Here is a 23,357-nt window from a genome sequence, read left to right as displayed (position 1 = left end):
CCTACCCATAACCATACCCCCTAAATTATCACCCGTGATACTGTCGAGACTAATAAAAACCGAATTACTAGAGAAAACAAATTCAAGTGACTAAAAATATTCTATGGGCGATTTTTCTTACAAGCTGAGTCGAATACTGCCAGCTTGTTTTTGCTATGGTCGCGAGATAGCCTTTGATTGTTGCTGCAAAAACAGTGACCGGTTTTGACAGACCGAATATGATCGAGGCATGCAAATGCCGCTATGTGAACAGCTGGCATTTTTTGTGCCTGTCGTTCCTTTATATGGCGGCTGTGCGTGGGGCAACTTTGCGTGCGCTGGGCTCCTTGATCCTCGGTCTGTCAACCCGTGTACAGCTGCCAACCATCTTGTTTGACAGCGAGTAGTGGCAGCTCCATTTGATCAAGGAGCTTCATCATGAACCGATACATGCCCATCACCGGCATCGACAATAATTTTCCCTCACTGCTCATTGATACTCAGGCAGCAAACAATGATTTCCAAATACATTATTGAGCGTGGTGGAAAAATCACACTCGACGACATATCTCAAATCGACCATACACTTAAAATACTGGAAGTTATTGGTGATTTAAAAGAAGACTTACTGCAAGCATCCTTCCCGCACGAACAGATTATTGATATCGGCTGGCACCCTGAATTCTGTGAAACCGGAAACTTTAAAGTTTCTCCAATTAAAAACCTTAACTGGGAGCAACCAATTTCAACCAACAGCGCAAAAGATTGTAGCGAACTATGCACCGCTGCTTTAAACACCTTAAAACACCTAGAGACCTGAGAAAGACTCATAAGCCTTAAATTACAACCTTATAATTTCCATATTGAATTTTAGAGACATCATAACTTTCCAAACTGGAATCTTCCTACAAAACGAATCGACTTTTACCAGCTTGTAAATATTTAACCCAGCATATAGCATCTTCAAGCCGCTGCGAAATCATTGACAAGAGTGCGGAAGCCCTTTTTAAACCAGGTAAAAGACCAAACATACCCCAGAAATGGGTAGAGTTGTTTTGGGGCATCTAAAGTTTCGAGAAGATAACGAAAGAAGCGCAGACACGTTCTAATCGGCCATTTAAGCTTTAATATAGGCACTCATCCAAGGGTTGACACCACATATAGAACATGCAACATCCACCTATAGTGACGAGCGCAATCACATGTATCGAATCTTTGGAAAACAATGGCAAAAGTGAAATGAAAATAAAATTAGAATACAACCTTCAAGCCATTCGTGTGCCAAGCGGATGGACAATAACCATAAACAACCTGTTCGAAGTTGAGCTAACAGAGAAGACGTCCGACTGGTACAGCAACTCCGTACTCATTGGTGGAGTGCGGAGAAGCACTGGCCATTGTTTTGATGCAAAATTGGAACCAGAAGGAGACCCCTTCGGAGATTTTGTAGTTGACTTCCTGACTATAAAGCATGACAACCGTGGAAAGCCCATAAGAAATTCTGAAGAACATATATGTGAATTTAGAACAAAGAGTAAAAGCGAGTTAATAGCCAAGATTGAAAGTTACATGCTAGAAGCATGATCTCGTGGCATCAAAAAACTCTCAACTCACCATTGTCCAACACCAGCTAAATCCCACCCACTCTTCAGGAAAATCAATTTAAATCCATGTACATAAATAAAACCCCAAAAACCGAGTCCGCTTCATACATTGGAGGGAAACCAGTCATCCCCCAAGGAATGAGCATGCCCAAAAGCCCAAACGGCAGTTTGATGAGCTTTTACTTCACTCTACAATTCCCAGAGGCTCATTCACTACATGGCCACACACTAAGTGTTTTTGCCGCGACTGACGATTTCAACGAAGACTATACGATTCCTGAAATGCTCAAAGTCCCGCTATCGGGGGCAACCATTCCAGATAACTTTCTAAGCGATTACCAAAAATATTTTGCGGCCTTTCTTTTCAGGAATGAAGATAAAACCTATGCAAGTGACTACCCGATACGGATCGCAATGACTCCCTTAGCATTTAGCCACAGTAAAGGCAGCGATGTATTCGGTTGGGCTGGTGATAAGCCCAAGTGGCTCATGGGGGATGAGACACCGGCCCAATACAAGGGAGCGGCCTTGGACTTTTTATTGCAAATACATGGAGAGCAGTCATTTCCGACTGTTGATAGCGCCCCTTCACAACAAGAAATGGATATTTTTGGCAAAAGCAAGCCTAGAACAAAAAGAAACTACACTTTATTTAACCAGAACGAAATATACTTCTTTGGAAGTAGAACATCAGATGTTGATGACCGCGTCTACATAGTCACGCAATGCGACTGACATAAAGCTCAACCATTAGTACAAACAAATGAATACACTGACGCTCAGACAAAAAAGCATCATCCACAACTGCCTACTCGACCTCAAAGACTCTTCTTCCCTGACCATCCAAAGTTTTCTACCTGTAGCGCTAGACAAGCTCGCAACTTTAGAGGGTTTCGGCATTGACATGTCGGGAATTTATCTCAGTACTGATGAGGACTTTGAAAACATCCCCGAATACCTGAAAGAAGGAATAGCATTCGAGTTCATGGGCGAGCACGTAGTGCTTTCATTTTCTGACGGAGCCTCCGTCATCAGCAACTGGTGCGACAATAACGCCATATCAGATCGTGAAAGCATTTTGCTAAAATGCAAAATATTGAAAGCAAAATTCTCAACGGAAGATTAGTCAGTAACAAACATCAAGCTCGCATCGATAATCGCGATGCGATCAGGCAAAAGCTGGTCGCAGAGACTGACAGGAACACTACCGTAGCTGCCTCTGCAAACGGCTCATGCTTCGCCCGTAGACCATGCTCGACGGGAGTCCCGCTCACAAGCCAAGCCGTCCTTCAATACGCCCCCCTGTCGGGCCTACTGCTCCACCTACCCCATTTGTTTATTCCCGCGCTCATCCGTCTAATCCCTATCCCATCCACCGCAACACAACGAAGCCCTCATGACTCGATACATGCTTTACCCGCTATTCCTGTTTTCCCTTCTGCTCACCGGCTGCGCCACCAAGTTCGACGTCGCGCTCAATGGCACGCCGGATCCGGACTATCAATTTGATCGGCAGGCGCTGGTGCTGGTGACGGCCACGACGGGGAATGACGAGAATTCGCTGAATGCCCGTTATTACCTGCGCGATATGGTCAATGCACTGAAGGACCAGGGGTTCCGCGAGGTGTTTACCGAGGCCTCGCTGCCCAAGAAGCATGCGCCGATCAAGATGACGGTCAGCCTCGATATCCATAGCAAGCAAGTCACTTACCGCTACACCGCCACCGACTACGGTCGGGTGCAGAACAGCACTTCCACGGTGTGCAAGGATGGCAAGAAAAAGAAGGAAAAGCTGGTCTGCACCAGCACGCCCAATACGTCTTATGGTCCGGTAGGCACCTCGGAACGCACCGGCTACACCACCCTGTCGACCTTTATCGCGACGGCCCGGGACGAAACCACTCGGCGGGCGGTGTATCTGCTGCGGGTGTCCTCTTACAACGAGGATTGCCAGAACGGCAAGGTCGAGGCCTTCCTGGTGGAGCAAGGCCTACAGAACCTGGATTTCCGCGACCGCGTACAGCGCAATTACACGGTCACCATGCCTGAAAACTACAGCTGCAAATAAGCCTGCAGAGACCTCGCGATGCGCCGTCTGAACCGGCGCTATCGCGAGCGAGCCTCTTCAGGTAACCCAGAGCCGCGCAGCAGCCGGATCAACGGCTGGCATTAGTCGGTTGCAAAGCCGCCGCCAGCGCAATCACCGCCGTTTCCGAACGTGGCGTGCCTTGTGGCACCCAGTCATAGCTCACCGGCAATGCGCGGTACACCCAGTTGCTGATGGCGTCGCTGCCCGGGGCCTTGCCGAGGAACGGGCTGACGTATTCCCAGACGTTTTCGCCGCTTGCCGTGACCTGGAAGAAGCGGCCGTTCATGCCTTCATCGATCAGGGTATTGCCGTTGGGCAGGCGTCGGGCGCTGCTGATGAACGAGCTGTAGAAGGCCCAGCCCGGCTGCCTGGAACTGGCGGCGCTGTACTGCCAGACGATCTGTTGGGTCACGGGGTCGATCTCCAGCACCCGCGAGCCGGAAATCAGCCCCAATGGCGCCGAGGGGTAGCCGGCCGTGCCCTGGTTGTCGAACACCAGCAGGTTGCCCGCGCCCGGCAGGCCGGCGGGGATGATGTGGGCGTCGTGCTGGCCGACGAACTGGTCCACCGGGCGCGGCAAGGTCGCCGGCGCTCGCGGGTTGAGGGTCGGCAAGTTGGGGCCGAGGCGCCAGACCACCTTGCCGCTCTGCTTGTCGATGATGGCGATGAAGTTGGCGTTGCGGGAATCGAACAGCAGGTTGTCCGGGGCGAAGCGTTTGTCGCCGGCGTCGAACCACTTGTTCGGGCCGACCACGCTGAGGTTGTTGATGTGCAGGTAGTCCGGGTCCTTGGTGGCCCGCACCAGCTTCAACTGCTCCGGGGTGAAGCCGAATTCCTTGAGGTGTTCGGAGGCCAGCCACTGCCACTTCACTTCGCCCTTGGGGCTGACTTCGTAGATCACGTCATCGATGACTTGCGGCACCTTGAAGCCCGCCACCGCATGCACCTTGTTGGCCAGCACCAGGGTGTTGCCATTGCTCAGGCGGCGCTGGTCATGATGCTGCTGGGCCGCACCGCCAGGCGCCTGGTCGCCCCATTGCCAGACCACTTTGCCGTCCCAGTCCAGCTCGCCGACGCTCTGGTTGCCCAGGCCATTGCCGGCCGAGCCGAGTTTGCCGGGGTCCTTTTCGCTCAGTTGCAACAGCACCCGGCCACGCGCGCCGCCCACCAGCTGCGGGTCGATGATCGCCGAAGGAAAGCCGGCCTGGGGCCAGGTTTTCACCTCGTTGCCATTCATGTCGATCAGGTGGGTTTTCTTGTCCGCGCCACTGAAGATCACGTACTGATTGAAGGCCTTGGCCGGGTCGTAACGGGTCACGCCGGTGGGGTAGACGCTGGGGGCGGCGAAGGCCCCGGCACTGAATGACAGCAGCAGGGGCAACACGGGCTTGAGGTTCAACATGGTGAAACTCCTGTTCAGGTCGAACCGCGCCGCGGAACCCGGCGCGGGTTGCAAATGAGGGTGTTCAGAAGTCGTAGCGGCCGGTCACGCCAAGGGTCCGCGGCGTGCCGAGCAAACCTTCGTAGCCGCCATTCCCCCCCGACCACAGCGTGGTGTAGTAGGTCTTGTCGAAGGCGTTTTTCAGCCACAGCGACACGTCCCACTGCCCTTGCTCATAGTTGCCACGCAGGCCGGTGGAAAGGTTGACCACCGCGTAGCTGGGGATCTGGCCGTAGTCGGAATCCTCGACGGTGCCGACGGCCTTGGAGCGGAAGGCGTAGCTGCCGGTGACGTAGGGTTCGAGGCCGTTGTCCAGGTTCCATTTGTATTCGCCGTTGGCGTTGCCGATCCATTTCGAGGCGCCGACCACCTGGTGGCCGCTGAGGTCGCAGGAGGCCGGGGCGCCCGGGCGCAGGCTGACTTCAGGCGGGCACGGCGCATCCTTGTAGGACAGGTAGCGCACGTCGTTGTAGGAGCCGTTGAGGTTGAGGGTCAGGCCACGGATGGGGATCAGCGTGCTTTCGATTTCCACGCCCCGTGAGCGCACCGAGCCGGCGTTGGTCAGGTACTGCACGCGGTTGTTGGCGTCGTAGGCATTGGTCTGGTAGCCGTTGACCTGGGTCCAGAACAGGTTGGCGTTGAGTTGCAGGCGCTTGTCCCACAGGGTGCTCTTGAAGCCCAGTTCGGCGTTGTTGGCGCGCTCGGTGCCGATCAGCAGCGAGTCGGCGCCAGCGGTGGGCGCCGAGCCGACCGCGAGGTTGACCCCGCCGGACTTCTCGCCGTGGGACAGGGTGGCGTAGCCCAGCAGGTCGTCGGTGAAGCGGTAGCTGAGGTTGAGCAGGCCCGAGGGGCTGGTGCTGTACTGGTTGAGGTCGCCGGAGTCGTAGGCCCCGGCCCGCCCGCGCCGCGCGGTGGCCGCGGCACCGGTCACCGCGGCGCCCCCCACTGGCGCGTTGCGGGTCACCCAGGCGCTTTTCTCTTCATAGGTGCCGCGCAGGCCGGCGGTGAAATCCAGGCGCTCGGTGAGGTGCCAGGTGCCCTGGGCGAACAGCGCGAAGCTGTCGGTGCGGATATGCCCGTTGCCGATGCTGGTGACGTTGTTCAGGGCGCCGGTGGGCGTGCCGTTCCAGATGTCCGCCTTGGGGCCGTAATAGGCGAAGGACTTGTTGTCCAGGTCGGAGCCGAAGTAGTAGGCGCCGAGTACGTAATCGAAGAAGCCGCCGGTGGGCGAGGCCAGGCGGAACTCCTGGGACCACTGTTTATCCTCCACCGAGACCCCGGCGTTATAGCTGGCCGGCACGTTGAGCCCGTCGTCGTTGCGCGGGGTAAAGTCCCACCAGCGGTAAGCGCTGACCGACGTCAGGGTGAAGTCGCTGGGCAGGGTCCAGTTGGCCTCCAGGGAGGTGCCGCCCTGGAACACCGTGACGTGCTGATCGTTGTCCAGGTTGACCTTGCGGTGCGTGCCGTCGACCAGGGTGGCACCGGCCGCGGCGGCCCGCGACTGGTACTGGTTGACGCCATTGATGGTCGGCCCGGTGCTGTACAGCACCCGGGTGCCGGCGCTGGAGTCCTCTTCGTTGTAGTCGCCGATCCAGCGCAGGTTGAAGTTCTCGTTGGGCTTGAACAGCAGCTGGCCACGGAAGCCCTGCCGCGAGCCGCCGTTGAGGTCATGGCCGTCGTGTTCGTTCTTGATATCGCCGTCGCTGCGGGTGCGATAGGCCGAGAAACGCCCGGCCAGCTCGTCGTTCAGCGGCCCGGAAATAGTGCCCTTGGTCTGGAAGTAGCCGTCCTCGCCCACCGAGGTCTCGATGCTGCGCTCGGGGGTGAAGCTCGGCGCGCGGGTGCTGATGTTGATCACCCCGGCGGTGGTGTTCTTGCCGAACAGCGTGCCCTGGGGACCGCGCAGCACTTCCAGCTGCTCGATGTCCATCAGGTCGAACACCGCCATGCCCGGCCGCCCCAGGTAGACGTTGTCGATGTACAGCCCGACGCTGCCTTCCAGGCCGTCGCTGGCCGGGTTGTTGCCCAGGCCGCGGATCGACACGCTGGACTGGCGCGCGTGCATGTAGGCGACGTTGACGCTCGGCACCAGCTGCTGCAGATCCTGGATGCGATAGACCCGCTGGCTCTCCAGGGCCTGGCCACCGATCACGCTCATCGGCGTCGGCACGTCCTGGGCGCTCTCCTCGCGGCGCCGCGCAGTCACGGTCACGGTTTCCAGCTGGCCGCTGGCGGCGGGCCGGGCGGCATCGGCCTTGGCCGGGGCTTCGGTGGGCGTTTCGGCTTGCGCGGCATAGCCGTGGGACCAGCCGGCGCTACCGGCCAGCAGCAGGGCCAGCGGCAGGCGCTTGAGCCGTCGGGGCGAAGTGGGGGACACAAGGTTCAACGGACTCATGGGCGGCTCCTGGGTAAAAAACAGACTGAACCGTATATTCTTTTAAGTTATTTATTTATGTTTTTAATAAGATTTACGGAATAAGAGATTGCCTTTATAAAGAGTCGACCTAATGCATAGCCAATGCATTTCCCCGATATTTTCAATGTGAAAAATGCATATCGATCTGCGCCAGCTCCGTCACTTCATCGCCCTCGCCGAACAGCGCAGCTTTGTCGCGGCCGCCTTGGCGGTGAACCTGTCGCAATCGGCCTTCAGCCGCAGCATCCAGGCCCTGGAGCACAGCGTCGGCTGTCAGCTGGTGGATCGTGGGCGCAAGGACCTGGCACCGACCAAACAGGGGCTGGTGCTGCTCGAACATGCGCGGCGGCTGGTCAGCGGCGCGCAGCAACTGGCCAACGAGATCAGCCAGTTCAACGGCCTGGAGGCCGGCGAGCTGCGCTTCGGTTGCGGACCGGCGCCGGCGGCGGGCTTGATCCCCCGGGCCATCGGCAGCTTTATCGGGCGCTACCCCAAGGCGCGGGTGCAGTTCCAGGTGGATGACTGGCAAACCCTGAGCAAACGCCTGCTCAGTGAAGAGTTCGAATTTTTCGTCGCCGACACCCGGCAGTTCGAAGCCAACCCGGATTACCTGACCCAGCGCCTGCGCCCGCGCAAATGGCATTTCTGCTGCCGCGCCGGGCACCCGCTGGCCGAGCAGAAAAGCGTCACCGCCGCCGAGCTGATGAGTTACCCGCTGGCCGCGACCATCCGCCCGCCGAACCTGCGCAAGGTGGTGGTCGATCTCAGCGGCCGGCCGGATTTCGTCCCGAATGTGGAATGCGAGAACAGCTACAGCCTGCTCGGCGTGGTGATGCGCTCGGACGCGATCGGCATCATCGGCGCCTACAGCGATGCGCTGCACAATGCCCGGGGCGAGCTGGTGTGCCTGAAGGTCGAAGGCCTGGCCGACGACCTGGAGGAGCTGTACACCCGCTACGGCATCGTCAGCCGCGCCGGCTATCGGCTGTCGCCGCTGGCCGAGGCGATGATCGAGGAGATCAAGCGCACCGACGCGCTGGATGAGGATCTGTGTTCGCTGGAGAATTTCGCGGTCTGAAACACCGCACCTGTAGCCGCTGCCGCAGGCTGCGATCGCCCCGAAGGGGCGCGGCGATTTCAATATCGCTGAAGGCCTTCGGCCTTATCGCAGCCTTCGGCAGCGGCTACAGGGATCATCTTCGGCCCATGCAGGTCGTGCATGAAAAGCATGCGCCAAATGCGCTTGTCGGAACGCCCCGCGACAGCGAAAACCCTCACCTGTCTTTCGATCGGTGAACGCCATGTCCAACCCCGCCCAACCCGTGCGCAACGTGCTGTACATCATGTGCGACCAGCTGCGTCGCGATTACCTGTCGTGCTACGGCCACCCCCACCTGCACACGCCGAACATCGACCGCCTGGCCGCCGCCGGCGTGCGCTTCAGCCGCGCCTACACCCAGGGCACCATCTGCGGGCCGTCGCGGATGTCGGCCTACACCGGGCGTTATGTCAGCAGCCACCAGGTGGCGTGGAACGCCGTGCCGCTGCCCCTGGAAGAGCTGACCATCGGCGACTACCTGAGCCCCCACGGCATCCGCACCGCGCTGGTGGGCAAGACCCACGCCACGCCCAATCTCGATGCCCTGCAGCGCCTGGCGATCGACCCCGAGAGCCAGCAGGCCGAGGCCCTCAACGAGGTCGGTTTCGAACCCTATCTGCGCCACGACGGGATCTTCCCCGACAGCCCGCTGTTCGACGACAAACGCGAGTCGGCGCCCTACACCCATTACCTGCGCGAACAGGGCTACCAGGGGCGCAACCCCTGGCACGACTGGGCCAACGCCGCCGCAGGTGAACAGGGTGAAATCCTCAGCGGCTGGAAAATGCGCAACGCCCACCTGCCGGCCCGCGTCCCCGAGCAGCATTCGGAGACTGTCTACACCACCGACCGCGCCCTCGACTTCATCCAAGAGCAGGGCGAGCAGCCCTGGTGCCTGCACCTGTCTTATATCAAGCCGCACTGGCCCTATATCGCGCCGGCGCCCTACCACGCGCTGTACACGGCCGAGCAGGTGATCGCCCCGGTGCGCGCCGCCGCCGACGAGGCCAGCGACCACCCGGTGTATGCCGCCTTTCGCCAGCATCAGGAGAGCCAGAACTTCTCCCGCGACGAAGTGCGCCTGAACGTGGTGCCGACCTACATGGGCCTGATCAAGCAGGTGGACGATCAGCTCGGCCGCCTGTTCGATTTCCTGCAAAGCAGCGGGCGCTGGGACGACACCCTGATCGTGTTCACCAGCGACCACGGCGACTTTCTCGGCGATCACTGGCTGGGGGAAAAGGAGTTTTTACTGGAGCCGGCCGTGGGCGTGCCACTGATCGTGCGCGACCCGCGGGCGGCGGCGGATATCAGCCGCGGCACGCTGGACGAGCGCCTGGTGGAAACCATCGATGCCCTGCCGACCTTTCTCGACGCCCTGGGGCTGCCCGGCGCCGAACACCGGCTGGAAGGCCGCTCGCTGATCCCGCTGTTGCACTGCACGGCGGGCGACTGGCGCCGCTACGCCATCAGCGAATACGACTACGCGTTCCAGGCCCCCGCCCGCGAGCGCCTGGCGCAACCCATCGACCGCTGCCGCATGACCATGGTGCGCAGCGAGCGCTGGAAATACCTGGCCTACGACGGCTTCCGCCCGCAGCTGTTCGACCTCTACAACGACCCCCAGGAACTGCGCGACCTCGGCGCCGATCCGGCCTATGCGGCGGTGCGCGAGGAGCACCTGGGGTATCTGTTCGACTGGCTGCGCGGGCTGAAGCGGCGGACCACCATCAGCCACGAAGAAATCGACCTGCGCGGGCAACGCTTTCGTTATGGCGAACCGGAGGCGGAAAAGGTGGTGCAGATCGGGGTGTGGTGAGGGCGCCGCTGCGCGGCTGATCGCGAGCAGCTCGCTCCTACAGGGACACGGCATTCCACCTTTCTGTAGGAGCGAGCTTGCTCGCGAAAAGTGAGGCGGCGGCTTCGCGGGCTCGATTGCCGGCGAAAAATTTCAAACCCACCGCACACCCTGTAGCCGCTGCCGCAGGCTGCGATAAGGCCGAAGGCCTTTGGCGATGTTGAAGCCGCCGCGCCCCTTCGGGTCGATCGCAGCCTGCGGCAGCGGCTATAGGATCGTGGGACGCCTCTGTCACAGCCCCTTGATGGTCTGGCTACGTTGCCCATGCACACCCACCGGCACGTCGCCCTTGAGGGTCACGCGGCGGACCACGCGGTCCTGGGTGCCGTAGTCGTCGACCGCGTAATGCTGGGTCGAACGGTTGTCCCAGATCGCCACGTCACCGGCGGTCCAGCGCCAGCGCACGGTGTTTTCCAAACGCGTGACGTGGCTTTGCAGCAGGTTGAACAGGTGCGCCGAATCAGCCTGGGTATAGCCCTTGATGCGCTTGACGAAATGCCCGAGCACCAGGCTCTTCTCGCCGCTCACCGGGTGCACACGCACCAGCGGGTGCTCGGTCTCGTAGACGGTGGAGGTGAACACCTTGCGGTAGCGCTCCAGCTTCTCCGCCGACACGTCGGGCTTGGCCCCGGCGTAATCGTATTCGTTGCTGTGCACCGCCCAGAGCTTGTCCGCCAGCTCGCGCAGCTCCACCGGCAGTTCGTTGTAGGCGGTGGCGGTGTTGGCCCAGACCGTATCGCCACCGGAGGCCGGCGCCACCACCGAACGCAGGATCGAAGCCTTCGGGTAGGCATCGACGAAGGTCACGTCGGTGTGCCAGGAGTTGGCGCGCTGGCCCTCGGCGCCGTCCAGTTCGAGCAGGTAACGGGTGCCGTCGCGCACCGGTACGGTGGGGTGCGCCACCGGCTCGCCGAGCAGGTGGGAGAAAGCTTCCTGGCTCTGGTCGTCGAGGTGGGCCTGGCCACGGAAGAAGATCACCTTGTAGTCCACCAGCGCTTGCTGGATGGCTTCGACCGTGGCGGCGTCCAGCTCGCCGGAGAGTTGCACGCCACGGATCTCGGCGCCGATACGGCCGGCCACCGGGTGGATCTCAAGCGCATGAACAGTGGGTTTAACGGCTAGTGCGGCATTGCTCATCGGGTAGACCCTCGTCTGACTGCTTACGGTTGAGCGGCAGCGAAACAACGCTCTATCTATATTCACTTTAGATCTAATAGATATTCACATGCTTCGTTGACGGAATAAGAGCTTGCATTTAAAACCTCATTCCTCACTCGTCGCAAATGCCTTCGGGCTATTTTTCGGATGCCGGGAAAGCATATGGATCTTCGCCAGTTGCGTTACTTCATCGCCCTCAACGAACACCGCAGTTTTGTCCGCGCGGCGGACGCCATGGGCATCACCCAGCCGGCCTTCAGCCGCAGCATCCAGGGCCTGGAACAGGAGTTCGGCTGCGTGCTGGTGGACCGCGGCAATAAGGATTTGCGTCCCACCCCGGAAGGCCAGGTGGTGTTGCAGCACGCCCTGAGCCTGGTGCAGGGCGCGGCCTTGCTGAACAGCGAAGTGACGCAGATGACCAAGCTCGACGCCGGCGAGCTGCGCTTCGGTTGCGGCCCGGCGCCGGCGGTGAAACTGGTGCCCGACGCGGTGGCGCAATTCACCGGCATCCACCCCAAGGTGCGCATCTGCCTGGAGGTGGATAACTGGGAAAAACTCAGCCGCAGCCTGAGCCGCGAAGAGATCGAATTCTTTATCGCCGACATCCGCCATTTCGAAGCCGACCCGAACTTCCAAACCCAGCCCCTGACGCCCAAGCGCGGGGTGTTTTTCTGCCGCCCGGGGCACCCGCTGCTGGCCAAGGAAAGCCTGTCGACCAACGACATGTTCGACTACCCGCTGGCCACCACGCTGATCCCGCCGGGAATCCGCAAGCTGCTGGCCAACCTCAGCGGGCGCATCGACTTTTCCCCGACCATCCAGACCGAACATTTCCCGGCCCTGGTGAAGATCGTGCGCCAGTCCAATGCGATTGGCGTGGGCACCGAAGAAGCCTTCGTCGAGGACATCGAACAGGGTTCCCTGGCGCTGCTGCACTGGCGCAACCTGCCGCAGAACATCGAGAGCATGAACGCCCGCTGCGGCATCGTCAGCCGCACGGGATTTCGCCTGTCGCCGGCGGCCCGCAAGATGATCGAAGTGCTGGTGGCGGTGGATCGGCAGCAGGTCAGCATGGCGTCCTAGGCCGCCATCGCGGGCAAGCTCGCGCCTACAGAAGACGCGATCTTCTGTAGCCGCTGCCGAGCCCGCGAGGCTGCGATCGACGACGCAGTCGTCGCAACAAGGCCCACCCGGTTCGTCCAGGCAGACCGCGTTGTCGGGTTTTGCGGCCCCTGCGGGACCGATCGCAGCCTCGCAGGCTCGGCAGTGGCTACGGGACGTGAGCGGATTGCCAGGTGGCCTTACAGGCCGGCGGCGGCCAACTGCGGCGCCACCCATTCGCTGACCTTGAACGGTTTGCGGATCAGCCGCTGCTGCGCGGCCAGGTCCACCGCGTCCTGCAATTTACCGAGGAACACCGGGTCCAGGGTCGAGGGGAAGATTTCGCTGAAGCGCTGATCCTTGAGGTCCTGCTGCAACACCAGCGGCGGGTAGCTGGCCAGCCCCGACACCAGTTCGATATAGGCGTCCTTGTTGCTGTCCTGGGTCAGCCACTGCACCGCCTGCTGCTGGGCCTTGAGCAGCTTCTCCACGACCTCGGGATGGGCATCGACGAACGCGCCGCTGCCCACCAGCACCGCCTGCACGCTACCGGCGCCGCCCAGGTCCTTGGTGTTCAGCGGCACCTCGGCCAGGCCCTTGGCCTGCAAGGCGTTCAAGTTGGAACCGCCCCAGGTGGCATCGATCTGCTTCGCCGCCAGCGCCGCGACCGCCGCGGTGAAATCCAGGTTGATGATCTTCAGGTCCTTCTCACTCAGACCCTGGCTGGCCAGCGCGGCATCCAGCGACAACTGCGTGGCCGTGCCGCGGAACACCGCGACCCGCTTGCCCTTGAGGTCCTGCAAGGTCTTGATCCCCGAGCCCGGCACCACTCCCAGGTACTGCTTGACCCCACGGGCGGTGGCGCTCAGCAGGCGGGTGTCCAGGCCGTTGGACTTGCCGATGATCGCTGCCAGGTCCCCCAGGTAGGCGAGGTCCACCTGACCGTTGGCGAAGGCCTCGTTGATCACCGGGCCGGCGCCCTTGAAGTAGTTCCACTGGATGCTGATGCCCTGGTCGGCGAAGGCCTTTTCGAAGATCTGCTGCTGGCGCAGCACGTCCGTCACCCCGCCGCCGCTGTGCTGGGTGCCGGCGCTGAGGTCCGGCACGGCGATGCGGATCTGCTTGAGTTCATCCGCCTGGGCCAGCAGCGGCAGGTACCCCAGGAGCCCCGCCAGGGCCGGCGCGGCGAACAGACTGAGGACGCGTTTGAAGGGAAGGTTCATAAGGTGTGGCTCCTGGCTGCGACGGGCATTGAGGAGCAGAAGGTAGGCCCAAGGCGTTCAAAGCTTTAAATACTATAAATTCACATTTTAATAACTCGTTCGAATAAACCAGCCAGGACGCGGCTCTGCGCGGCGTATGCATGATCAGCATCGAAAATATTCTTCAAATGCATTGGATGCGGCGTGCCTGGAGGCCTTAAATGGCCTCTCTTATCTCCCAATAGCATTGATGTAACTTTTTATATAACCAAAAACAAACTCCAAAAAACAAACTGTAAGAGCGAGCTTGCTCGCGATAGGCCGCAGGCCGGTTTTGGCCCCGATGCCGCTATCGCGAGCAAGCTCGCTCCTACAGAAAGAAGACAGTTGAAATCAGCAAGAAACCCGACAACGGAGATCGTCCATGGCCCGTGTTTCCCTTCTCAGCTTGCCGTTGGCCGCGCCCGCCAATAAGCCGCTGTCCTGGCCGCGCATCCACCGGCGGCTGTTGCCCTGGCTGCTGCCCCTGGGCCTGTTCGCCCTGTGGTGGCTGGCCAGCCGTAATGCCTGGATGAGCGAGCAGATCCTGCCGGCACCGGCATTGGTCTGGAGCAGCGCGCTCGAGCTGGCCGGCGGCGAGCTGTGGAGCCATCTGGCGATCAGCCTGCAACGGCTGGCCTGGGGCCTGCTGGCGGGCATCGGCGCCGGTGCCCTGCTCGGCGCGGCACTGGGTTCCAGCCGGCGCCTGGAACGCCTGGTGTTCCCCACTTTCTCGGCCCTGTCCCAGGTTCCGACCCTGGCCTGGATTCCGCTGTTCATGGTGTTTTTCGGCATCGGCGAACTGCTCAAGCTGGTGGTGCTGGTCAAGGCCATCGTGGTGCCGGTGACCCTGCATACCCTGGTCGGCGTGCGCGACGCCCAGCCCAAATTGCGCGAGGCCGCCGCCGTGCTGCGCCTGCCGCCGTACCTGCTGATCCGCCGGCTGGTGCTGCCCGCCGCCCTGCCCGCCTTCATGGCCGGCGTGCGCCTGGCCCTGGCCGCCGGCTGGACCTCGCTGCTGGCGGTGGAGCTGCTGGCCTCCAGCGAAGGCATCGGCTACCTGATGGTCTGGGCGCGCCAGCTGTTCATGCTGGATATCGTCTTCGTCTGCATCGTGGTGATCGGGGTGATTGGCGTGGCCATGGACCGCGGTATCGGCCTGCTGGACAAGGCCTTGGTGCACTGGCCGCACCCGGCCATCGCGCAGATCCGCCGCGGTCCGCGCTACCAGGGCTGGCAACGCCTGCAGCCGTGGCTGCTACCGCTGTTCCTGCTGGCGCTGTGGCAAGTGGCGAACCAGCTGGAATGGGTCGACGCCAATATTCTGGTGAGCCCGCTGGCGGTGCTGCAAACCACCTGGAACGGCCTGCTCGACGGCAGCCTGTCGGGCGGCCTGGGCCTGAGCCTGCGGCGCACCCTCGGCGGCCTGCTGCTGGGCGGCGGCCTGGGGTTTGCCCTGGGTCTGCTGCTGGGCCTGTCGCCTCTGAGCGAACGGGTTCTGGGCCCGACCCTGGCGGCGCTGCGGCAGATCGCCATTTTCGCCTGGGTACCGCTGCTTACCGCCTGGTTCGGCCTCGGCGAACTGGCGAAATGGGTATTTGTCGCGCTGGCCGCATTCTTCCCGCTGTTTATCGCCACCCAGCGCAGCGTCGCCAACCTGTCGCCGCAACTGACCGAGGCGGCGCAAGTGCTGCGCCTGAACCTCTGGCAACGCCTGCGCCGCCTGGTGCTGCCGGGCGCCGCGCCGGGGATCTTCGCCGGCCTGCGCCTGAGCCTGATCTACGCCTGGCTGGGGACCATCGGCGCGGAATATTTCATGCCGTCCAACGGCGGCATCGGCAGCCAGATGATCGGCGCCCAGCAGCTGCTGCGCATGGACCTGATCATGGCCGGCATGCTCCTGGTGGGGCTCACCGGCGCCCTGCTCAACCTTATTGGCCAACAGCTCGAAACCCGCGCCACACGCTGGAGACACGCATGAACGCACCCGCACCTTCCCCCATCGTCAGCTTCAGCCATGTGGGCAAGACCTTCGAGGTCGCCGGCGGCGAGCTGGAGGCGATCCGCGAATTCAACCTGGAGATCGCCGAGGGCGAATTCGTCGCCATCGTCGGCTCCAGCGGCTGTGGCAAGTCCACCCTGCTGCGCCTGCTGATCGGCCTGGACACGCAGTTTCGCGGCGAGATCCGCGTCGACGGCAAGGCCGTCAGCGGCATCGGCGGCGAACGCGGCATCGTGTTCCAGGAACACCGCCTGTTCCCCTGGCTGACGGTCGCGGAAAACATAGGCCTGGGCCTGGTCAACGAAGCCTTGAGCGCCAGCGAACGGCAAACCCGCATCGCCGATTTCATCGAACTGGTGGGCCTCACCGATTTCACCCGCGCCTACCCGCACCAGCTGTCCGGCGGCATGGCGCAACGAGTAGCCATCGCCCGCGGCCTGGTGGCCAGCCCGCGCATCCTGCTGCTGGACGAACCCTTCGGCGCCCTCGACGCTCTGACCCGCCAGCAGATGCAGGACGAGCTGCTGGCGATCCGCGAGCGGGCCAGGATCACCACGGTGCTGGTCACCCATGACGTCGAGGAAGCGATCTTCCTCGCCGACCGCGTGGTGGTGATGGAACCGCGCCCGGGCCGGATCAAGCGGGTGGTGGACATCGCCCTGCCCCATCCGCGCCAGCGCAGCAGTTTCGACTTCCACCAGCTGCGCGAAGAACTGCTCCACGAACTGACCAGCGACGATCACTACCAGGTGCCTTTGCCCGCCCAGATCCGTGACCTGCCACTGGCCTTTATTGCTTGCTGATAAGGAGTGAATAAATGCCGCAACGTCCCAACTTCCTGGTGATCCTCGCCGACGACCTGGGCTTTTCCGATCTCGGTGCCTTCGGCGGCGAAATCGCCACGCCAAACCTCGATGCCCTGGCCGAAGGTGGCCTGCGCCTGACCGACTTCCATACCGCGCCGACCTGCTCGCCGACCCGTTCCATGCTGCTCACCGGCACCGACCACCATATCGCCGGCATCGGCACCATGGCCGAGGCCCTGACCCCGGAACTGATCGGCAAGCCGGGCTACGAGGGCCACCTCAACGACCGCGTGGTGGCCCTGCCCGAGCTGCTGCGCGACGCCGGCTACCAGACCCTGATGAGCGGCAAATGGCACCTGGGCCTGACCGCCGAGCTGGCGCCCCATGCCCGCGGTTTCGAGCGTTCGTTCTCGCTGCTGCCCGGCGCCGCCAACCACTACGGTTTCGAGCCGACCTACGACGAACACACCCCGGGCCTGCTCAAATCCACCCCGGCGCTGTACATCGAGGACGACCGCTTCATCGACCCATTGCCCAAGGATTTCTATTCCTCCGACGCCTTCGGCGACAAGCTGCTGCAGTACCTCAAGGAGCGCGACCAGACCCGGCCGTTCTTCGCCTACCTGCCGTTTTCCGCGCCGCACTGGCCGTTGCAGGCGCCCGAGGAGGTGGTCGACAAGTACCGTGGCCGCTATGACGCCGGCCCCGAGGTGCTGCGCCTGGAGCGCCTGGAAAAGCTCAAGCAACTGGGGCTGATCGAGGCCGATGTGGAGCCGCATCCGCTGCTGGGCCTGAGCGCCGAATGGGCCGCCTTGAGCGAGCAGCAGCGGCAGGTTTCCGCGCGGGCCATGGAGGTCTACGCGGCGATGGTCGAACGCATGGACTGGAACATCGGCCGGGTGGTGGACTACCTGCGCCAGCAGGGCCAGCTGGACAACACCTTTATCCTGTTCATGTCCGATAACGGCGCCGAAGGCGCGCTGCTGGAAGCCTTCCCCAAGTTCGGCCCGCAGCTTTTGACCTACCTCAACCAGCACTACGACAACAGCCTGGACAACATCGGCCGCGCCAACTCCTACGTCTGGTACGGCCCGGCCTGGGCCCAGGTCGCCACCGCGCCGTCACGCCTGTTCAAGGCCTTCACCACCGAAGGCGGGATCCGCGTGCCGGCGCTGGTGCATTACCCGCAGTTGGCGCTCAAGGGCCGGATCAGCCATGGCTTCGGCACGGTGATGGACATCACCCCGACCATTCTCGACCTGGCCGGCGTGCGTCATCCCGGCAAGCGCTGGCGCGGCAAGGAGGTGGCGCCCTTGCGCGGCAAGTCGTGGCTGGGCTTCCTGTCCGGCGAAACCGCGCAGGTGCATGACGAACACACGGTCACCGGCTGGGAACTGTTCGGCCGCCGGGCGATTCGCCAGGGCCAGTGGAAAGCGGTGTACATCCCCGGCCCGGTGGGCCCGGCGACCTGGCAGCTGTACGACCTGAGCCAGGACCCGGGGGAGATCCACGACCTGGCGCAGCGCGAGCCGGGCAAGCTCGAGGCACTGATCGGCCATTGGCAGCAGTACGTGGATGAAACCGGGGTGATCCTCAGCGCCTCGCCGTTCCAGCCGGATTGATCCTGTAGCCGCTGCCGCAGGCTGCGATGGTCCGGGCCACGCTGGTCGTAGGACCTCCTAGGGCCTTGAGATCGCCACGGCCGTTCCGGCCGATCGCAGCCTGCGGCAGCGGCTACAAGGGGAAAATGCCGAAGGTTGTAGCGTCAGGAAAATCGCTATCGCGGGCAAGCCTCGCTCCTACAGACACCCTGTACTTGTAGGAGCGAGCTTGCTCGCGATTGGCCCTCAAATGCGATCCATCACGCCCCGACACCCCGCACCGCCTGCGCCGCCACCCGCTCCTTGCGGATAAAGCGGTTGGCCCGGCCGAAGGTGCCGAAATCGTTGAAGCGCACGCCCATCTCGGCCATCACCTTGTGCGCCACCGGCGCGGTCAGCTGGCGGATGTAGAAGGGTTCCTTGACCACGAAATGGTGGATGCCGTGGGTACTGCCGAAATTGCAGCAGAACGCCTGCAACGGCCACAGCCACCAGGGGTTGAGCACCTGGGTCTGCTGGATCACGTTGCCCGCTTCGATGTCGCCGTAGTAGTGCATGTTCGAGCTGACAAAATGCAGGCAAAAGGTGCGCAGCACATTGGGGCCGACGATCACCACCACGGCGATATCGAGCACCTGCATCACCGCCAGGGTGCTGGCCGACCACTCGATGGGCGCGCCCAGCAGCGCGGCGACGCCATTGGCGGCATGGAAGCCGAGAAACACATACCAGGCCCCCCAGTGCAGCAATGCCAGCGGCGCATACACCTTGAGGGTGCGCTTGAGGATATTGAGCTTGTGCGCCCAGGTCCTGGCGCGCAGGGTGCGGATCAACGATGACATGACATTGTCGCCAACCATCAGCAGGCGGGCGATGCCCCAGGGCTCGCCGTTGGTGATGGCGCGCTCCTCCATGTCGGCCTCGGTGCCGGACACCTTGTGGTGGTTGAGGTGCAAATGGCGGCGGATCCAAGGATTGATGGTGCTCGGCCGCGCCAGCCAGACCAGCGCCAGCATCAGGTTGTGGGGGACGCGCTGCTTGCGGAAATACATGCTGTGGATCAGGTCGTGTTCCAGCTCGTGGGTCAAGGAGGCGAAAAACGCGTTGAGCAGCAGGCAGGCCCACCAGGCCAGGTACCCGCCGATATAGAGCGCCGCCGTGCCGATCATCCCGGCCAGGGCCAAGGCCAGGATGCCCGCGCCCAGCGCGTCCTGATGCTTGAGCAGCGGGTAGCGCTCGCGCAACTCGACGCCCCTGGCCAGCACCACCTCACGAATATGCGCCGATCGTTGCTGAGCATTCAGCCGGTCGGGACTTGCAGAAGTACCGTACATGCTTCCATCCTCTGGTTATTGATGTTCGCATCCTGCCCTGCGCCCACGCGCCGGGCGCTAGCCGCGGACGCCAACCTGTTGACCGGACGCGCCAACCGCCATGACCGAACCCACTTCCCTCGCCAGCTGGACCCGCGCCCTGCGCAAGCAGCTCGATGCCCTGGGCCTCGACAGCACAGCCCTGTGCCACCAGGCCGGCCTCGACCCACAGCTGATGGACGATCCCAACGCGCGTTACCCGCTGTCGGCCACCACCCGCCTGTGGCAGCTGGCGGTGCAGGCCAGCGGCGACCCGGCCATAGGCCTGCGGGTCTCGCGCTTCGTCAGCCCGACCACCTTCCATGCCCTGGGTTATGCGCTGGTGGCCAGCGGCAGCCTGCGGGAAGTGTTCGAGCGCATCGTGCGTTATCACCAGGTGGTCAGCGACGCCCTGGAGCTGGAGCTGACCCGCACCGAGGACCGCTATCGCTTTCGCCTGAAGGTCCCCGAGGGCAATCCGGAGCCGGCGGTCGAGGCCATCGACGCCTTTGTCGCGATCTACGTGCGCACCTGCCGCAACCGCCTGGGCCGCGACTACGCACCGCTGGCGGTGTACCTGCGGCGCCCCGAGCCGGAGGACCCCAGGCAATGGCACACGGTGTTTCGCGCGCCGGTGTTTTTCGGCGCCGACGAGGATCGCCTGGAGTTCGGCCTGCACGACTTCGACAGCCACCTGGACGACGCCAACCCGGAACTGGCCGAACACAACGAGGCGGTGCTCAAGCGCACCCTGATGCAACTGCAACCATTGACCTGGGAGCGCAAGGTGCGCGGAGTGATCGAGGCCCAGCTGCCGGAAGGCGAACCTTCGGCCGAACGTGTGGCCCAGGCCCTGCACCTGAGCCTGCGCAGCCTGCAACGCCACCTGGCGGACGAGGGTTGTCGCTTCGACACCCTGCTCAACGAATGCCGGGAGAACCTCGCCCTGCTGCACCTGCGCGACCCGCAATGCTCCCTGAGCGAGATCAGCTACCTGCTGGGGTTCGCCGACGCCAGCAGCTTCAGCCGCGCGTTCAAGCGCTGGACCGGGATGACCCCGGGGCAGTTTCGGGATGGGTTGCGTTAGGCCGGGATTGGCGGAGACAGTGCCGGCCTTATCGCGAGCAAGCTCGCTCCTACATGGACAGTGCAGGTCCTTGTAGGAGCGAGCTTGCTCGCGATAGCGATCTAAAGATCAAACCCCGGCCAAGATCCGCAAGCGGTCCTCGTCGAGGATCTCGATCTCGCCGTAACCCAGCTTGAGAATGCCTTGCCCCTGCAAGCCCTTGAGGATCTGGTTGGTGGTCTGGCGCGACAGTGACAGCAGCAGCGCCAGTTGCTCCTGGGGCAGGTGCAGGACCCGCCGCGGGGTGTCGGTCTCGCCGTAGCCGCGGGCGATCATCAACAGCCGGTTGGCCACCCGCGCCGGGGCCGGCATCAGGCTCAGCTGTTCGAGGTTGATAAAGGTCAGGCGCAGTTTATGGCTCATCAACAGCGCCAGCTGCCGCCAGTATTGCGGGTGTTCGTCCAGCAGTTCGAGCAACGCCGCCTGGGGCACATTGAGCAGGCTGCACGGGCCCACGGCATAGGCGTCATGGGTGCGCGGCTGGCCGTCGAACAGGCTGATCTCACCGAACCAGTGCGGCGCCTCCACCAGGCTCAGCAGCGCCTCCTTGCCCTCCTCGCTGACCGCGCCGATGCGCACCGTGCCTTCCAGCACCGCGTACAGGCCGCAGGGCGGATCGCCACGCTGGAACAGGCGTTGGCCCGGCGCCAGCGAGCGTAAACGGGCATTGGCCAGCAGACTATTCTGTAATTGAACGGGCAAGCGGCTGAACCACTGGCCACTCATCAGGCGCTCACGCCAGACCTGCATCTTCATCGATTGCGTTATCCAAACAGGCAGCGAGCCGATTGTCGCCTAGCCGACAGAACCGGCGACCGGCGCAGGGCATGATTCGATCACCCTACAGGAGGAACAACAATGAAAAGCCTCGTCGACCATCTCAGTCAATACGCCGCCTACCACCGTGATCCGCGCAACATCGCCAGCCACTTTATCGGCATTCCGCTGATTGTGCTGGCCGTCGCCGTCCTGCTGTCGCGCCCCGCCTGGCCGGTCGCCGGGCTGTGGCTGTCGCCAGCGTTGCTGCTGGCGCTGGCGTCGTGCGGGTTCTACCTGCGCCTGGAACTGCGCCTGGGCCTGCTGATGACGCTGCTGATGGGGCTGTCGGTGTGGGCCGGCCATGGGCTGGCGCAACAAAGCACCCTGGTCTGGCTGGCCAGCGGGGTGGGCATGTTCGTGATCGGCTGGGTGATCCAGTTCGTCGGCCATTACTACGAAGGGCGCAAGCCGGCCTTTGTCGATGACGTCTCGGGGCTGATCGTCGGGCCGTTGTTCGTGGTAGCGGAGCTGGCGTTTCTGCTGGGGCTGCGCCAGGCGCTCAAGCATGAGATCGAGGCGCGGGCGGGAGGGGTGCGGGTCAATCCGAAGCGTGCCGCTGTTTGAAATGGCTATCGCGAGCAAGCTCGCTCCTACAAGGGATGGGGTTGACCATAAGTTCATGGGTCATCCCCGGATCATTGTAGGAGCGAGCTTGCTCGCGATGCTTTCGGCTTTTAGATATTGGCGACTTTCTGCCAGACCTTGGGCTTGAAGAACAGCGTCTCGCCCTTGGCCAGCCCGACCAGGCTGTCATGGTCTTTCACCACTTCGGCCTCGATCAGTTCGCTCTGCCCTTCGACCTTCAAGGTCACCCGGGTGGTGGCGCCCAGCGGACGGATATCGCGCACTTCGGCGGCGTGGTGATCGGCCAGTTCGGAGCGTGACAGCGACACTTCGTGCGGGCGGAACAGCACATGGTGGTCCTCGCCCAGGTGCAGGCGGTTGGAGTCACCGAGGAAGTGGTAGACGAAGTCGCTGGCCGGGTTCTCGTACACCTCGCCCGGCGAGCCGATCTGCTCGATCACGCCCTTGTTCATCACCACGATACGGTCCGCCACTTCCATGGCTTCTTCCTGGTCGTGGGTGACGAATACCGAGGTCAGGTTGATGTCTTCGTGCAGCCGCGCCAGCCAGCGCCGCAGCTCCTTGCGCACCTTGGCATCCAGGGCGCCGAAGGGTTCGTCCAGCAGCAGCACTTTCGGCTCCACCGCCAGGGCGCGGGCCAGGGCGATCCGCTGGCGCTGGCCACCGGACAGCTGTTCCGGGTAGCGGTCGGCGAGCCAGTCCAGTTGCACCATGTTCAACAGCTCATGGACCTTCTCAGCGATCTTGCTTTCGCTCGGGCGCTGGTTTTTCGGCTTCATGCGCAGGCCGAAGGCAACGTTGTCGAACACGCTCATATGGCGGAACAGCGCGTAGTGCTGGAACACGAAACCGACGTTGCGATCGCGCACGTCGTGGCCGGAGACGTCCTCGCCGTGGAACACGATGCTGCCGGCGTCCGGGGTTTCCAGGCCGGCGATGATCCGCAGCAGGGTGGTCTTGCCGCAGCCGGACGGGCCCAGCAGCGCCACCAGCTCGCCACTCTGGATGTCCAGGTTGATGCTGTTCAGGGCCTTGAAGGCGTTGAAATTCTTGCTGACGTTACGGACTTCGATCGACATG

The 23,357-nt window shown here is 62.3% G+C and carries 20 protein-coding genes; 13 read left to right on the top strand and 7 right to left on the bottom strand.

Going from position 1 to position 23,357, the window contains the following annotated elements:
* Positions 1-493: 493 nt before the first annotated feature.
* The 5 genes from BM019_RS16180 to BM019_RS16165 all read left to right on the top strand — a co-directional run bounded on the left by BM019_RS16180 (position 494) and on the right by BM019_RS16165 (position 3,651).
* Entirely contained in the window at positions 494-799 is a 306-nt protein-coding gene (locus tag BM019_RS16180; RefSeq protein WP_085533321.1) for a hypothetical protein, read from the top strand.
* Between the two features lie 419 nt (positions 800-1,218).
* Positions 1,219-1,563: a hypothetical protein gene (locus tag BM019_RS30535; RefSeq protein WP_139214907.1), complete on the top strand. Its 345-nt coding sequence runs from the start codon at positions 1,219-1,221 to the stop codon at positions 1,561-1,563.
* A gap of 164 nt (positions 1,564-1,727) precedes the next feature.
* Positions 1,728-2,318, top strand: a complete 591-nt coding sequence (locus tag BM019_RS16175) for a hypothetical protein (RefSeq protein ID WP_085533319.1) — start codon at positions 1,728-1,730, stop codon at positions 2,316-2,318.
* A 28-nt stretch (positions 2,319-2,346) separates the two neighbouring features.
* A complete protein-coding gene (locus BM019_RS16170) occupies positions 2,347-2,709 on the top strand; it encodes a hypothetical protein (protein WP_092418900.1) in 363 nt (120 codons plus the stop codon).
* A gap of 270 nt (positions 2,710-2,979) precedes the next feature.
* Complete coding sequence (locus tag BM019_RS16165; protein ID WP_009041646.1) at positions 2,980-3,651, top strand: hypothetical protein; 672 nt, start codon at positions 2,980-2,982, stop codon at positions 3,649-3,651.
* An 88-nt stretch (positions 3,652-3,739) separates the two neighbouring features.
* On the opposite strand, the gene BM019_RS16160 is transcribed toward BM019_RS16165, so the two are convergent.
* Positions 3,740-5,074: an aryl-sulfate sulfotransferase gene (locus tag BM019_RS16160; RefSeq protein WP_092418899.1), complete on the bottom strand. Its 1,335-nt coding sequence runs from the start codon at positions 5,072-5,074 to the stop codon at positions 3,740-3,742.
* A gap of 64 nt (positions 5,075-5,138) precedes the next feature.
* Positions 5,139-7,508: a TonB-dependent receptor gene (locus BM019_RS16155; RefSeq protein WP_092418898.1), complete on the bottom strand. Its 2,370-nt coding sequence runs from the start codon at positions 7,506-7,508 to the stop codon at positions 5,139-5,141.
* Between the two features lie 154 nt (positions 7,509-7,662).
* Here BM019_RS16155 and BM019_RS16150 point away from each other — a divergent pair, with 154 nt between their 5' ends.
* Both BM019_RS16150 and BM019_RS16145 read left to right on the top strand, forming a co-directional pair.
* Positions 7,663-8,607 (top strand): LysR family transcriptional regulator, encoded by a 945-nt coding sequence (locus tag BM019_RS16150; protein ID WP_062824036.1) that lies wholly within the window; start codon positions 7,663-7,665, stop codon positions 8,605-8,607.
* Between the two features lie 223 nt (positions 8,608-8,830).
* Complete coding sequence (locus tag BM019_RS16145) at positions 8,831-10,447, top strand: alkaline phosphatase family protein (protein ID WP_092418897.1); 1,617 nt, start codon at positions 8,831-8,833, stop codon at positions 10,445-10,447.
* A gap of 270 nt (positions 10,448-10,717) precedes the next feature.
* On the opposite strand, the gene BM019_RS16140 is transcribed toward BM019_RS16145, so the two are convergent.
* Positions 10,718-11,623, bottom strand: a complete 906-nt coding sequence (locus BM019_RS16140; RefSeq protein WP_092418896.1) for a TauD/TfdA dioxygenase family protein — start codon at positions 11,621-11,623, stop codon at positions 10,718-10,720.
* A 183-nt stretch (positions 11,624-11,806) separates the two neighbouring features.
* On the opposite strand from BM019_RS16140, the gene BM019_RS16135 reads away from it, so the two are divergent.
* On the top strand, positions 11,807-12,727 hold the full coding sequence (locus BM019_RS16135; protein WP_085533307.1) for a LysR family transcriptional regulator: 921 nt from the start codon (positions 11,807-11,809) through the stop codon (positions 12,725-12,727).
* Positions 12,728-12,945: 218 nt separating this feature from the next.
* Here BM019_RS16135 and BM019_RS16130 read toward each other — a convergent pair whose 3' ends face one another.
* On the bottom strand, positions 12,946-13,968 hold the full coding sequence (locus BM019_RS16130) for an ABC transporter substrate-binding protein (RefSeq protein WP_009041639.1): 1,023 nt from the start codon (positions 13,966-13,968) through the stop codon (positions 12,946-12,948).
* A gap of 403 nt (positions 13,969-14,371) precedes the next feature.
* On the opposite strand from BM019_RS16130, the gene BM019_RS16125 reads away from it, so the two are divergent.
* Genes BM019_RS16125 through BM019_RS16115 form a run of 3 tightly spaced genes read left to right on the top strand, consistent with a single transcriptional unit; the run spans position 14,372 to position 18,416 of the window.
* A complete protein-coding gene (locus BM019_RS16125) occupies positions 14,372-15,967 on the top strand; it encodes an ABC transporter permease (protein WP_092418895.1) in 1,596 nt (531 codons plus the stop codon).
* Entirely contained in the window at positions 15,964-16,791 is an 828-nt protein-coding gene (locus BM019_RS16120) for an ABC transporter ATP-binding protein (protein ID WP_062824040.1), read from the top strand. The genes BM019_RS16125 and BM019_RS16120 overlap by 4 nt, the downstream gene beginning before the upstream one ends.
* 14 nt (positions 16,792-16,805) lie before the next feature.
* On the top strand, positions 16,806-18,416 hold the full coding sequence (locus tag BM019_RS16115) for an arylsulfatase (protein WP_092418894.1): 1,611 nt from the start codon (positions 16,806-16,808) through the stop codon (positions 18,414-18,416).
* A gap of 239 nt (positions 18,417-18,655) precedes the next feature.
* On the opposite strand, the gene BM019_RS16110 is transcribed toward BM019_RS16115, so the two are convergent.
* Positions 18,656-19,729 carry a fatty acid desaturase gene (locus BM019_RS16110; RefSeq protein ID WP_092418893.1) on the bottom strand — a complete coding sequence of 358 codons (1,074 nt, stop codon included), beginning with the start codon at positions 19,727-19,729 and terminating at the stop codon, positions 18,656-18,658.
* 100 nt (positions 19,730-19,829) lie between these two features.
* On the opposite strand from BM019_RS16110, the gene BM019_RS16105 reads away from it, so the two are divergent.
* A complete protein-coding gene (locus BM019_RS16105) occupies positions 19,830-20,834 on the top strand; it encodes an AraC family transcriptional regulator (RefSeq protein WP_092160559.1) in 1,005 nt (334 codons plus the stop codon).
* A 108-nt stretch (positions 20,835-20,942) separates the two neighbouring features.
* On the opposite strand, the gene BM019_RS16100 is transcribed toward BM019_RS16105, so the two are convergent.
* Positions 20,943-21,629 (bottom strand): Crp/Fnr family transcriptional regulator, encoded by a 687-nt coding sequence (locus BM019_RS16100; protein ID WP_092418892.1) that lies wholly within the window; start codon positions 21,627-21,629, stop codon positions 20,943-20,945.
* A gap of 102 nt (positions 21,630-21,731) precedes the next feature.
* On the opposite strand from BM019_RS16100, the gene BM019_RS16095 reads away from it, so the two are divergent.
* Positions 21,732-22,256, top strand: coding sequence for an Mpo1 family 2-hydroxy fatty acid dioxygenase (locus BM019_RS16095; protein ID WP_085533292.1), 525 nt, complete (start codon positions 21,732-21,734; stop codon positions 22,254-22,256).
* Between the two features lie 110 nt (positions 22,257-22,366).
* Here BM019_RS16095 and BM019_RS16090 read toward each other — a convergent pair whose 3' ends face one another.
* Complete coding sequence (locus tag BM019_RS16090; protein WP_007921524.1) at positions 22,367-23,356, bottom strand: sulfate/molybdate ABC transporter ATP-binding protein; 990 nt, start codon at positions 23,354-23,356, stop codon at positions 22,367-22,369.
* Between the last annotated feature and the right edge of the window lies 1 nt (position 23,357).

The organism is Pseudomonas sp. NFPP07, assembly GCF_900115645.1.
Classification (GTDB): domain Bacteria; phylum Pseudomonadota; class Gammaproteobacteria; order Pseudomonadales; family Pseudomonadaceae; genus Aquipseudomonas; species Aquipseudomonas chlororaphis.
The sequence above is the reverse complement of the archived record's forward strand: the minus strand, read 5'-3'. Positions and strand labels throughout refer to the sequence as shown.